11 protein-coding genes and 2 pseudogenes are annotated in these 12,280 nt (G+C 48.6%); 8 read left to right on the top strand and 5 right to left on the bottom strand.

The genetic code is table 11. From position 1 onward, the window contains the following. Window positions 1-120 precede the first annotated feature (120 nt). The gene (locus AC1D2P_RS20170; protein ID WP_477757325.1) at window positions 121-444 is read left to right on the top strand and encodes a hypothetical protein; all 324 of its coding nucleotides are present in this window, start codon (window positions 121-123) and stop codon (window positions 442-444) included. A 196-nt stretch (window positions 445-640) separates the two neighbouring features. Then, window positions 641-1,764 (top strand): annotated as a pseudogene (locus tag AC1D2P_RS20165) (site-specific integrase). 376 nt (window positions 1,765-2,140) lie between these two features. Here the strand turns inward: AC1D2P_RS20165 and AC1D2P_RS20160 are convergent. From AC1D2P_RS20160 to AC1D2P_RS20145, 4 genes are read right to left on the bottom strand one after another with little or no spacing between them, the layout of a single operon-like run. Next, window positions 2,141-3,586 (bottom strand): hypothetical protein, encoded by a 1,446-nt coding sequence (locus AC1D2P_RS20160; RefSeq protein ID WP_477757324.1) that lies wholly within the window; start codon window positions 3,584-3,586, stop codon window positions 2,141-2,143. After that, a complete protein-coding gene (locus AC1D2P_RS20155; protein ID WP_477757323.1) occupies window positions 3,579-4,547 on the bottom strand; it encodes a P-loop NTPase family protein in 969 nt (322 codons plus the stop codon). Before AC1D2P_RS20155 ends, AC1D2P_RS20160 begins: the two co-directional genes overlap by 8 nt. A gap of 16 nt (window positions 4,548-4,563) precedes the next feature. Then, on the bottom strand, window positions 4,564-6,603 hold the full coding sequence (locus AC1D2P_RS20150; RefSeq protein ID WP_477757322.1) for a hypothetical protein: 2,040 nt from the start codon (window positions 6,601-6,603) through the stop codon (window positions 4,564-4,566). A 17-nt stretch (window positions 6,604-6,620) separates the two neighbouring features. Then, window positions 6,621-7,286 carry a hypothetical protein gene (locus AC1D2P_RS20145; RefSeq protein ID WP_477757321.1) on the bottom strand — a complete coding sequence of 222 codons (666 nt, stop codon included), beginning with the start codon at window positions 7,284-7,286 and terminating at the stop codon, window positions 6,621-6,623. 316 nt (window positions 7,287-7,602) lie between these two features. On the opposite strand from AC1D2P_RS20145, the gene AC1D2P_RS20140 reads away from it, so the two are divergent. Continuing rightward, window positions 7,603-8,577: a tyrosine-type recombinase/integrase gene (locus AC1D2P_RS20140; protein ID WP_477757320.1), complete on the top strand. Its 975-nt coding sequence runs from the start codon at window positions 7,603-7,605 to the stop codon at window positions 8,575-8,577. Window positions 8,578-8,868: 291 nt separating this feature from the next. On the opposite strand, the gene AC1D2P_RS20135 is transcribed toward AC1D2P_RS20140, so the two are convergent. Next, a complete protein-coding gene (locus AC1D2P_RS20135; protein WP_477757319.1) occupies window positions 8,869-9,426 on the bottom strand; it encodes a cupin domain-containing protein in 558 nt (185 codons plus the stop codon). A gap of 212 nt (window positions 9,427-9,638) precedes the next feature. Here AC1D2P_RS20135 and AC1D2P_RS20130 point away from each other — a divergent pair, with 212 nt between their 5' ends. From AC1D2P_RS20130 to AC1D2P_RS20110, 5 genes and pseudogenes are all read left to right on the top strand, one after another. Continuing rightward, window positions 9,639-10,247: a trimeric intracellular cation channel family protein gene (locus AC1D2P_RS20130; RefSeq protein ID WP_109784840.1), complete on the top strand. Its 609-nt coding sequence runs from the start codon at window positions 9,639-9,641 to the stop codon at window positions 10,245-10,247. A gap of 152 nt (window positions 10,248-10,399) precedes the next feature. Next, entirely contained in the window at window positions 10,400-11,431 is a 1,032-nt protein-coding gene (gene ahr / locus AC1D2P_RS20125; RefSeq protein ID WP_109784839.1) for an NADPH-dependent aldehyde reductase Ahr, read from the top strand. A 142-nt stretch (window positions 11,432-11,573) separates the two neighbouring features. Continuing rightward, on the top strand, window positions 11,574-11,810 hold the full coding sequence (locus AC1D2P_RS20120) for a hypothetical protein (protein ID WP_146206145.1): 237 nt from the start codon (window positions 11,574-11,576) through the stop codon (window positions 11,808-11,810). Beyond that, window positions 11,803-12,174 (top strand): DUF3302 domain-containing protein, encoded by a 372-nt coding sequence (locus AC1D2P_RS20115; protein ID WP_109784838.1) that lies wholly within the window; start codon window positions 11,803-11,805, stop codon window positions 12,172-12,174. Before AC1D2P_RS20120 ends, AC1D2P_RS20115 begins: the two co-directional genes overlap by 8 nt. A 3-nt stretch (window positions 12,175-12,177) precedes the next feature. Continuing rightward, a pseudogene (locus AC1D2P_RS20110) lies at window positions 12,178-12,280 on the top strand (HlyD family secretion protein); the annotation flags it as partial.

Here is a 12,280-nt window from a genome sequence, read left to right as displayed (position 1 = left end):
GTTTAACTGAAATTACAAAGCTTGGAAAGTGGCCTCACAGGTCCTTTTATGGTTTGGCGGGTTATCACTCGGCATCAATCCGCCTACCTTTCTGAGCATCATCAGAAAAGGACGAAGCCCATGAACTCTTTATTTGAACAATGCCAAGTTGGCGGGCTGACATTGCGCAATCGCTTCGCGATGGCGCCGATGACACGCGCGCAAAGCCTGCGCGGTCGAGCAGGTCGTGTTGCTACATCGCAATCGGCCGGTCATGGGCGAACTGCAGGTCATCATCTACTCCTAGGCCAATCTTGGTTTCATGTCGTTCGGTGCAACGAGCGCGGCCTGTACTACGAACTCACCATCGCCCAATTCCAGATGGATCGCCTGTTGCCAGGCGGCGACAAAGGCCTACGAGATATCCGCTGGCAAAGTCGGCAGGCGAGTCGCGCCCACCATTAATCGAGCAATCCACCGACGCAAGCCAACTCTAAGCGGACACAACCATTGGCCGTTTGCCACGGGCTAGTACCACGTCAGCGGCAGCAAATACGTCATGTTCCGGCAGCCCCACTACCATGGCTCACCTCAGCGTATATTAGGTCTGATAATAGAATGTTATCCGGTGTTATTTTTCGAAGACGGAAAATTCAGTTCGATGACCGTAATCAATATTACCGATCAGTTAACCTTGGGCGACCAATCGCCGCTGGACTTGCATGGCCTGTCCGCTAACGCCGAGCAGGCCGCGGCGGCGTTTATTGCCGCCGGCACCGCGGCCAATACTGTGCGCAGCTACCGCAGCGCCCTCACCTACTGGTCGGCCTGGCTGCAGCTGCGCTACGGTCTGCCGCTGGGTAATGGTCCGCTGCCGGCGACGGTGGCGGTGCAGTTTGTCCTCGATCATCTGGCCCGCCCACTGGAAGACAGCAGCTGGGCGCACCTGCTGCCGCCGGCGATCGACGCCGCGCTGGTCGCCGCCCGGGTCAAGGCCAAACTGGGGCCGCTGGCGTTCAACACGGTCCGTCATCGTCTTGCAGTGCTCGGTAAATGGCATCGGATCAATGAATGGGACAGTCCATGCGAGGCATCGGCGTTGAAGACGTTGCTGCGCGAGGCACGTAAAGACCAGTCGCGTCAGGGTGTAAGCGTGCGCAAGAAAACGGCGATCGTGCTCGAGCCGCTGCAGGCGCTGCTCGCCACCTGCAGTGACGGCGTGCGCGGGGTTCGTGACCGCGCTCTGCTCCTGCTGGCCTGGAGCGGTGGCGGTAGGCGCCGTTCGGAAGTTGTCGGCCTGCAAGTCAATGATGTGCGCCAACTGGATGCCGACACCTGGCTGTATGCCTTGGGTGCGACCAAGACCGACACCGGCGGCGTCCGTCGTGAGAAGCCACTACGTGGCCCGGCAGCGCAGGCCCTCGCCGCCTGGCTGGCTGCCGCACCCGCTGGCAGCGGCCCGCTGTTCCGCCGGCTGTACAAGGGTGGCAACGTAACTACCACAGCTTTGTCAGCCGACCAGGTGGCGCGCATCATCCAGCGTCGGGCGCAACTGACCGGACTGGAGGGCGACTGGGCCGCACACAGCCTGCGTTCGGGCTTCGTCACCGAAGCCGGGCGCCAGGGAGTGCCGCTCGGTGATGTGATGGCCATGACTGAGCACCGTAGCGTCGCCACGGTGATGGGTTACTTTCAGGCAGGCTTCTATTAAACAGTCGAGCCACAACCTTACTTACTAACCTTCAATTGCCCGAAGACAATAATCCAGATTGCGTGGTCAAATGATAATGCTAAAAAACGACGATGGTAATCATGAGTGCCAGCGTCATAAACGACGAGCTCGATCACACATAAAGTCAAAACAACGTAATCGATAAAGCTGAAGGGCCGCGCGTACTCAGATACTGGAAATAGTCACCAGCGTAAACTGGGGTTGGGCGTGAATTTGTTTGGCATTAATGGGCCAGATGGAGACTTACACAAATATCACTTGAAAAATACATACATACGACTCTACAACACGTTACTGCCGCCCAAAACAAGATGATACTTCGATTGCGCCTTTCTAATTCTCCACCCCTCCACCCCCTCCACCATAGGTAGCCAACCTGAAACTGGAATCCTTATAAATCATCAGCACACCGCCTAGATCACTAATTATCTATACATTTATATAACCCAAAGTCTTATACATTTTTGTGCGATCAGCCAGTACAAAAATCCTGCTGGGAGCGAGACTAACTGCATTGAAATCTGGATAGTACTCTTTATCCGTGAGCACCAATACATTACCAGAGCGGCTGGTACAACGCAGGGTGTTTCTATGTTGAAGAAAAGCATCCGCTGCACAATAGTATCGGATAGTGCCTTGGGGTGCGCCAGGAGTTTGACGAGAGGAAAATGTAAAATTAGTTGGCTTTAAAAAATTGATTCTGATTTGATTTTTGTACACCACAAGAATTGAACACTGCGGCAGGCGCTGGGCATTGAGTTCTAAAGCAGCCCAGATATCATTGAATTTTAAATAAACCAATTTCAAAATTTCATGCTTACTTTTACGTCGCAATGCTTTATCCCACACATCCTCCCCCTCCACTGTAGGGCCTATTTTTCCGACACACTCCCCAATTCTGAAAAAGTCACTGTAAGCCATCATCCAGGCGAAATAAGCAATCACGCACCCACAGCAAACCGTTAGATCCAGCCTCGAACTCTGTATTACATCCAAGCGCCTTATGACGTTGAAGCACTTTCTATGACTGCGAATGAAGCGGTTGAAAAAATACCTTCTAATAGCTCGGAAGGAACTCAGCAGATCTTCCCTGTATGCCTCATCGACTACAGAGTCATAATTGTGACTTGAATACGAATCCATCAATACGTACTTTACTTCACAGCAAGGTGCAGGAATATCAAATGTGGCCATCCCTATTTCCTGTTCTGCAAAACGAAAAAATAAAAAAGCATTTCGATTCCAGTCACGTTCCGGAGGTTGCGACATTAATTCCCATATATCTTCAAGAGCCAAGGATTGCACTTTTCTTAACCACTCCGTAGTGGCATCACTCCACTGAATCATATTTTCTAAATCTTTTTTTGGAAGAGTAACTATTGGGAAGGTGGAGTTGCTCAGAGAAGTGATATGCGAGCAATTTTTAGCTGAGTCACCAGACTTGACTTTTTCCATCGTGCGGCCTCCTAAAAGGGATGAACATACTTTGCACTCCTCAAGAGCAATTTCATGCCAAGGACAGTTAATCAACCAAGGAATTTGAAAAAAAGTAGAGTGATAGTTATGATCTATGCACAATGGGCAATGTCTAATTCTCACATCGCCCGCACAGTAATTAGAAGATATTAGACAGTCAATAAATGCCTGATGTATTGTAAGTTGCGGTAGACCCAGCACCCTAGCGAGGACAGGCAAATCAACTTGATGACTTTCCCACCAATGGAAGCAAGAGGGCGTGATTTTTATAGGGAGCTTATTAATAATTGAAAAAAAATCGTTGGTGTTAATTTCATTTATCAATAACGCCTTAACGAATAACAACCAAGAAGACTCGAATCGGGCGATTTTTTTTGGGAATGACAGAATATTATTCATGAACGCCCCCGATCACTTTGGCAAACTCCGCCATGCCGGACTTCAATATCGCTTGCTTCACCAAGTCAACACTAAGCACAAAACCCGCATCATCGATGAGGCGCGCATTTACCAAGACCAGTTCGACAGAGTGAAACATGTGTTCTACTGGGATAATCTTCTTATTAGAACCCGACACCGCAGCAACGGCACAGTCAAAAAACATTGATGAATAAAAGGAAAGTCTGAATCCTGACGAAAACGCTTTAGGTAAGAAAAAATGAGTATAACTACAGTTACTATCTAGAGGGTACATCATAATTTCATCAAAAGACCGGAGCACTGCCTCCAACCATTCCTTGGATGTGCATCCGGAAAACTCGATTCTTTCACTCAGAAACCGAGCCACAAGGGCAGATTGGTTAGCGGCTACAAATGACGTCCGCACACTATTGATTTCAGTCTGTGCAAAACCAATGGTAGTCATCGAAATATCCAGCAATTTTAACCTATTCTGAACAACTTGAAGGTTTTGATAGTCTCTCTCTCCGAGAGCTTGCATCTCATCCAAGACGAGAAGAAAATGGCTTCCATCAGTAGAGGATAGCTCGCAGATAATGTGAACTATAATCCGTTCTCTTAACTTGTCTATGGGTTCTCGAGCTTTACGGTATAGCCCAATTGCGTTTGCGATAGTCTGAATCAAATGCTCAGTGTGGGACAGATCGCAACTCGCAAGCACTACGTATTTGTCCGGAAACTCTTGAGACGTTAAATGCTTAATCGCTTTAGCGCATTGAGTTTTGCCCATCCTGGGCGTTGAAAAAAAATAAACACTTGGGCTGCTCAGCCAGATTCGTTCCCGCACCATCCTGTAGGCGTGCTCAATGGTTGGAGTTAATGCAACAAACTTTTTTCTCACCATCGGATGATCTGATAATAAAGCATCACGTTGCTCTATGTCATTTGGATCGAAGAGCATAAATTTATCGCTCCAGCTAAAGACCCTTTATTAGTTTTTTGAGATCAGGCATAGCATTAGGCATAACCGAATGAAATTCATTTTTTTGTGCGACTCCAAGTTCCTTCAGCTCATCGCCATGTTCCCTCGCACTAGCAAGACTACTTTCTTCAACTATTTCTTCCGATGGGTCGTGACCAAGTGCGATATTGCTATCGAAAGAGTCCGCCTCATGCACTAATCGATTTAACTCAGTTGCGGCACTTCGGATTGTTTTGACTGCCGAGACCAGTGCATCACTCTGTGGAGAACTTGTACTTGTAGCAATATTGGTTAAGTGCTTGAAATAGCTAATCACTGGGTCATCAAAATCCGTCACAATCATCAGTCGCGCAGATTTCAGGCTATTTATAGCTTTTCTGGTTTTACGACTATGCTTAGTTATTGACCATTTCCCCACGGCCTTCAGGGTACCAAGCAAACTACCGTCTGGAAAGTACGCTCTGACTGCCCTCAGATCTTGCTCATCGATTTCAACCGATATTTTTTTATTTTTCAGCCATGCCGCGCCCCTTAGAATGTCGCTCGAGTACCGAACTCTATCGAGTTGAACATAAGGTCTTACCCCTCTACTGGGATAACATTTAACTGTCAATTTTTCTATAATTCGATAATGCGTGATTTTACTGATTTGATGCTGTAATAACTTTCGGCAGATAAAGTGGCTGTGACTGAGATCCAATTTTTGCCGTATAAACTCATGCGGCGATAAATAACTTATTCCTTCACTAGGTAAAGCATTGTGCTGAGCAAAATGATGGTATGCGATTTCTTCTACCACATCCGCTTCCATCTTCAAACTTCGTGCCACTGAAACTCCATCTTCGGCCCGCCCCTTAAATGGATTGGAGCCAGTAGTACTTGGAAACCTGTGAAATATTGCCTTCTCAAGCTCCCGAAATGTCCGTTCCACATTAGGCCGTATTTCAAAATGCCCTGGTGCACCGAAGCATAAAGAAAAACCAAGCTCGTTTCTTAGTTTTACAGAAACCGCATTTGCCAGATTGGCCAATGCGTTGTCGGGCATCAATACAGTTGGAAGTGCATGTTTAATTGACTCAAATTTTTCTGCAGGAAATCCTGCATCACCTTTTAAGTTCATGTCTAAAAGATTTTTTTCGGGCTTTGGTAACTCCGCACGCAAGCTTTCAGTTATGACTCTCACGACGTCAGCAGCACTGACTTCGCTACTATACACTAATAAAAACCATAGAACAGCAGTCGACGCTCGATCGACCAAAGCAAGTATGTTAAGCCTTTTTATATTAATATAACTTTTCAAGCCCTCTCCATTGCTGATGCCGATCGTCCACTCTGCATCAATTTTGTGACTGTCAACCTCTACTGCTTCAAGAGGTTCCAGAAATCTAAAAGCCGGCTCTTTCCCGGTGCCAACAGAGAGATGTGCCTGCGCGTCCTTCTCACCGTACACCATGACTGCCTGGTCGAAATTACTGTTAATTACCTCTTCAACGAACGATGTGATGGAACGTAGCCCTAAATGCTTTGTATTGAACGGCCAGTCAGTCTTAGGATGCCCTTGTTTTTTTAGATAATCTAAAAAAAATTGATGGATAAATGCCGGCTTAATTCGAAATTCGTTAATTTCGTTGTTGTTTTTCTTATTTAGAATTTTTGAAATAATTTTTTCTTTTAACTCTGGATATTTCGCCAATAACTGGTAAAAAACACCTGAGTATCCAGCCTTATGTTCAGGAAGCTTGGGCAATAATACCGCTGATCTTTCGTAGCTTTTTTGGCGATTGTTTATTATCAGAGCACGGTTACCCCATACCAACCCGTCAGGGGCTATACTTAAACAACGCTTTATCAAGCGATGAATCTCAGTTTTGGTAATATTCGTTATTTCAAAAATCGAGTCCAAAGGTTCGCCTTCCAAATATAAAAGAATTGCTCGTTGACGATTGATAAACAAACTTCGATTTTTTGCGGACATATCCTCAATAAGTACCTCTGGCCAAGGCATAGAGGCACGAATGGATGCTTCAACATCCAAGCGAGATCTTCTTTCTCTCACGCCAGCCTCCATATTGTATTTATTCCAAACGGCAAATCCGTTAGGTCTACAGAAATATCACCAGAAATCGCCATGCGGGATATCATACCCAAGATTATCATTGGGTCATGTCTATCAGTCATCATTAATAGCTGGCCGACAGTTCCACTGCTTAAACTCCGCACTACCAAATTTAACGCCTCATATTCTATTTCACACACCTCATTTTTAACCTGCGCCGTGAACGCAATTAATTTAAGCCATCTTGCAGCACTCTTAGATTTTTCAGCGAGATAATCACCAAACACACTGGTGTATGTCATTGGTCTTTCGACTCCGTTAATTATGGCAGTCCCTTCAAAAGAAATTTTTCCACCGTTTCCAGATGAAAGACCATGCAACTCCAATCCCCCAGTTTTTAGATCAACTTTTATTAGCTCCTTTGTCTGGAAGCATTCTTCTCGGTCAATTTTAACGTCTACAATAAAACCGAATTCAAAACTCCTTATCTGCGGGTTCGCCTCTAAACAAGCGACCCAATAAATACATTCATTATTGCTCGCCAATGCAATATCCCGATTAAGCTTGTGACTATAGGTGATCCATAGAGTGTTTTTGGTGTTCTTCCTGGCCCCATGGGAAAGCATTAATTTTTTTCGCATTTTCGATTTTAGGGAAGTCATTTTCCATCTCACCAATAAAATTTTTCAACCCTTCTTAATTCCTAAACGTTAGCCTGAATATTTTCTAGCGACATAACGATTCATATTAAAAACCGAATGTTTTATAGCTATTTTTTCTCAAAATCATCGATTTTGCTAGATATGACAGACCGCTCCATTAGTTTATGTTTTTAATATTTTTTAATTCCTCCATAAACCCTTGAGCTACGATTCACAGAGTCAGACACAGATTGGTTTTCAACCTAATCGTTTAGCTCGTTGAGATGTCTGTATCTAAAAATGTTTAGGGATTTCATAACTTTGTGGTTTCATTAAAATGAAAAAGAGCCTGAAAATTACTTCTAGCAATAATGGATCGCCGTCCATACCTGCATCTGACCGATCGCATGGTTACAGTGTCGGTTTTGCAATGGATGCTTTCCTAAGCCGGTTGGCCAAGAACAGTCGAACGACGGTGCTGCATGGCCTACGAAAGGCTGCCGACGAATTAGGGTACGAGGAGGCGCCACTACAGATGGTGCCCTGGGATCAGATTGGTGCTCCGGAATTGGCTCAAATGGTTGAGCATTGGCGCGGAAGGTCGTCTAACGCCTCGATTCGTATCTATCTCTATGCTGTACGTGGAGTTGTTGAGTCATGCGTGATTCACCATTTGGTCCATCGTGACCAGTACGAGCCCATGAGAAAGGTCCGAGCGCCGAAGGGTGAGCACCATTTGGGTACAGGTCAGTACATAAAGGAAAAGGATCGACGCCGGTTACTTCAGAGTTGTGATGAGGATATGAGGACAGTATTGGGATTGCGCGATAAAGCAATGTTGTGCATCTTGTTTGGATCTGGGGTACCGCGAGCGGAAGCAACCCGACTGCAAATCCAAGATCTGAACCTCGATGAGGGGATGTTCCAAGTAACGGTCAAAGGTGATCACTTGATCGATAAGTACCTTGCAGCTTGGGCTATCCAGCCGTTACGAGAATGGCTCGCTGAGTTGGTGCGGTTTAATATCCACTCAGGGGCCATCCTCTATCGCATGAGCAAGGGCGGCAAACCCCTTTCGCCTATTAGTCCAAATGGATTGTGGCGAGCCCTTGGTGAACGCTGTCGGTACGCTGGTGTACACGTCATGAAACCGCACGACGCTCGAAGTACATTAGCTTCCGACTTGATTCGTGAGTATGGTCTCAATACCACCAAAACTGCGTTAGGTCTCGCAGACATTGCAACCACTGCGATGTACGATGTATCCGACCAGAACAACATTAGGGATGTTTTCAGAAAAAAAATCACCTAGCCGCCACATTGTATAGCTTTTTCAGGTACTTGCGACGCACGTCGTTGGTGACTCATCACTCTATCGAGATAAAGCAAAGCTTGGTTGGATGAACCAAACACGCGTTCATGTGACAATTGTTACTCACGATTCCCACATTCATAATTTCAGCCACACGCAGATTTTCTTAAGCCTAATACTTTTTTTACTTCAATCAGCTTCCTTATATTTTTTTTACTTCATAAAATATTCAGCAAAAATGGCACTCAAATTTCAGAAATAATCGAGCTTAATTTGATATATTTATGAAAACTAAGTACGTTGTGCACTGTTAGCAGCTTCTAATGTTTGCTTCTGCGTACTTCCGTGCGTGAGCCTTTCTATCAACATCGAATGCTCGGCAAACTGTTCGCTGAGCTTTTGCCGATCACCCATTTCCATATCCGCAAAATCAAACCCTGGCGACACCGCTTCGCTGATCAGACCAAATCCCGCCAATCCGTCCGTAAGCCGCGAAGCTTTCCAAACGCCGCCCGGTACAGTCAATTGCAAACATTTTCCCGCGATGACATCGCTGCCCATCGTGACGGTTGTCAGAGTGCCGTCCGGAAAAATGAGCGTGTACTCAATGGCATCGCCCAGATGGTAGTAATGAACAATGTCGGACTGGTTCAGGTGGAAATGGCCAACCGGGGAATCTCTCGTTAACAGGTAATAAATGGACGTCATCCGGTAACGCTGGCCACCGGTTGTTGTGACGAGACTCTGATCATCGGATTGATAGGTTCTGCGGTAGTAGCCTCCTTCTACATGAGGCTCCAGATCGAGCGCCGTGATGACCTCATTGATGCGGGGTGATTTTCGAGTCATGCTGGTAACTCTCCTCACTACATTTCGATAGATAACAACATAATCGCGTACGTTAGCTACATAACTCGACTAAATAGCTCTTTGGTTGAGCTAACAGAAAATCTCTGTCATCCCGGTTTCAGTCGTGGCGCTTATCCAGGCTCGAAAATGCGCAAACCCACTAGACTATCGCCATAGCTCACCTGATGGGCAACCTGAGAACGGAGTAACGGATGCTTTATTTTCAGCAAATGTTGGGCACCGCCGTGTTCGCCATTACCGGGTTGCTGGCTATCCAAAGAGTCGGTGTCGATCTGTTCGGAGCCGTGGTTTTGGGGATCATCACCGCTATTGGTGGTGGCACCCTTCGCGACCTGTTGCTCGATCAACCGATTTTCTGGTTTGCAGACTTCAACTACATCTGGGTCGCATTGGTTACCTCACTGGTGGCTTTTTTTCTCACCAATAGATTGCATAAACGCTATCAGCTGCTGCTGTATCTCGATGGTTTTGCGGCCGCGCTGTTCGCAATAGTTGCCACTGAAAAAGTGCTGTCTTTGCAGCTCGCGGCACCTTTGGCAGTAATGATGGGCTTGCTGACCAGCATTGGCGGCGGCATCGCCCGTGATGTGCTGGCTGGCAGGGCTTCGTTGTTAATGTCACGCGAGATATACGCCACGCCAATCCTGCTGGGGTGCATCCTGTACGTCTTGCTGCGCGATACATTCCCCACGATTCAAATCGCCGGCTGGATCGCCTTGATATTCACCTCAGGGTTCAGGTTTCTCGTCATTTACTACGGGCTCCAGATGCCTGCTTTTTTCTCTACCAAACAGGGATAAGCCGGGCCGATAGCGGTGTAGACACCCGGTTGCAGCCCCCTGCCCCACGCGTCTGCCCCACCCATCGCTAACCGGGACAACGCCAAACGACCCGCTACACTTGCCTGTCGACGCCGCGCCTCCCGAGCGGCCTCCTGATTTGGAGGTATCCCATGAGCGACAGCACCGAACTCACGACATTCACCGGCTGGGCCGCAACGACAGCAGGCGCTCCACTGGAACGCTATAGCTATGATCCCGGCCCACTGGGAAGCGATGAGGTAGAAGTCGCCGTGGAGTATTGCGGCGTCTGCCATTCCGACCAGTCGATGATCGACAACGAATGGGGTATCAGCCACTACCCGTTTATCCCCGGTCACGAGGTGGTCGGCCGTATTGTTCGCATGGGCCCACAGGTACGCGGCCTCGAAATGGGACAACGGGTGGGCATTGGCTGGTTCAAGGGCAGTTGCATGCATTGTTCTTCGTGTATCGAAGGCTCTCACCAGCTCTGCAACACGGCCAAACCGACCATCATCGGCAGCAACGGAGGCTTCGCCGACCGCCTGCGGTCACACTGGGCCTGGGCTCTGCCGATTCCGGACGCGCTCGACCCGGCCAAGGCCGGTCCATTGTTCTGCGCCGGCTCGACGGTGTTCAACCCGCTGGTGGAGTTTGGCGTCAAGCCCACTGACCGGGTCGGTGTGGTCGGGATCGGGGGCCTTGGTCACCTGGCATTGCGCTTTCTTAATGCCTGGGGCTGCGAGGTCACGGCTTTTACCTCATCGCTGAGCAAGCAGGATGAAGCCAAGCGCCTTGGTGCGCACAACGTCATTGCCTCTACCGACAGTAATGCCCTGAAATCCATTGCCGGGACCCTGGATTTTCTCCTGGTCAGTGCCAGCGCAGACCTCGATTGGGCGGCCATGCTCGCCACCTTGCGGGGTAAAGGTCGCCTGCATTTTGTGGGCATAGTGCCCAGCGCCATTCCAGTGCATGTGTTCGACCTGATTCCCAGGCAAAAGAGCCTGTCTGGCTCGCCGGTCGGTTCGCCCAGCAACACCGCGACCATGCTGGAATTCTGCGCGCGTCATCAGATCCTGCCGCAGGTCGAGGTGTTTGCGATGAGCCAGGTCAACGAGGCCATCGACCATCTGCGCAGTGGCAAGGCGCGTTACCGCGTCGTGCTGGATGCCAGTAAATGACAATTACTATCGGTCGCATAAAACGACCTAGAACACCGCAACAATTAAGAAGATCCTTTCAATAGCTCGCCTGCAGGCTCTGTCATTGGCCATGTGCCAAGGCAAGCCTGCATTCGCGGACAATTGAATTGCCGGAGTTGTTATGGTTTTTTTTGAACTGATTCCTTTTACGGTGCGTGTGCGTGTGCGTGTGCGTGCCGTCGCAGATGCATTGCGGCGCATCGACAAGTCCATCCAACCGCGCGCCAAACAATACGTGCCGGTGCACGCAGCGCTTCTTTATTTACTTTCAGCTTTCAGGACTGCCCGCACTCATAAAATCCGTGACTACACTGAGCCCAATACATTGCTCGTGCCCGGAGGCGTCCGTCATGCTTGATTATTTCGCATTAGGCCTGTTGTTTTTTGTCGGGTTTGTCCTGTTTTACGGGGTCATCGCACTGCACGACATTCCTTACGAAATCGCCGTGCACCGAAATCACCCGCACCAGGATGCGATCCATGCAACCGGTTGGGTCAGCCTGTTCACCCTGCATGCCCTTTGGCCATTTCTGTGGATCTGGGCGATGGCGTACCGGGACGATCGGGGCTGGGGATTTGGTGATGGCAAGTCGACGCAGGTCCATGTCGTTCGTCTGGAGGAACAGGTTGCTGCCCTGAACAATCGGATTGAGCAACTGGAAGCGGCGACACGTACTGCGGGGCACATCCCGGCGTCGGACAATCGCGGTGAGGGAATCTAAGCCATGGATCTATTGCTCGTTTTGACCTATGCGGCCATCTGCGTGGCCATTTTCAAGATTTTCCGCATACCGCTGAACAAATGGACGGTCCCTACCGCAGCCGCAG

Source organism: Pseudomonas sp. P1_F1_2 (assembly GCF_056405815.1).
Note: the sequence above shows the minus strand (reverse complement) of the source record. Positions and strands in the feature narration are given on the sequence as shown.

What these genes read in the sequence shown, in the direction of transcription:
- AC1D2P_RS20170 (WP_477757325.1), top strand. Translation starts at nt 121, where the DNA reads ATGAACTCTTTATTTGAACAATGCCAAGTTGGCGGGCTGACATTGCGC.
- AC1D2P_RS20160 (WP_477757324.1), bottom strand. Translation starts at nt 3,586, where the DNA reads ATGAATAATATTCTGTCATTCCCAAAAAAAATCGCCCGATTCGAGTCT.
- AC1D2P_RS20155 (WP_477757323.1), bottom strand. Translation starts at nt 4,547, where the DNA reads ATGCTCTTCGATCCAAATGACATAGAGCAACGTGATGCTTTATTATCA.
- AC1D2P_RS20145 (WP_477757321.1), bottom strand. Translation starts at nt 7,286, where the DNA reads ATGACTTCCCTAAAATCGAAAATGCGAAAAAAATTAATGCTTTCCCAT.
- AC1D2P_RS20140 (WP_477757320.1), top strand. Translation starts at nt 7,603, where the DNA reads ATGAAAAAGAGCCTGAAAATTACTTCTAGCAATAATGGATCGCCGTCC.
- AC1D2P_RS20135 (WP_477757319.1), bottom strand. Translation starts at nt 9,426, where the DNA reads ATGACTCGAAAATCACCCCGCATCAATGAGGTCATCACGGCGCTCGAT.
- AC1D2P_RS20130 (WP_109784840.1), top strand. Translation starts at nt 9,639, where the DNA reads ATGCTTTATTTTCAGCAAATGTTGGGCACCGCCGTGTTCGCCATTACC.
- ahr (WP_109784839.1), top strand. Translation starts at nt 10,400, where the DNA reads ATGAGCGACAGCACCGAACTCACGACATTCACCGGCTGGGCCGCAACG.
- AC1D2P_RS20120 (WP_146206145.1), top strand. Translation starts at nt 11,574, where the DNA reads ATGGTTTTTTTTGAACTGATTCCTTTTACGGTGCGTGTGCGTGTGCGT.
- AC1D2P_RS20115 (WP_109784838.1), top strand. Translation starts at nt 11,803, where the DNA reads ATGCTTGATTATTTCGCATTAGGCCTGTTGTTTTTTGTCGGGTTTGTC.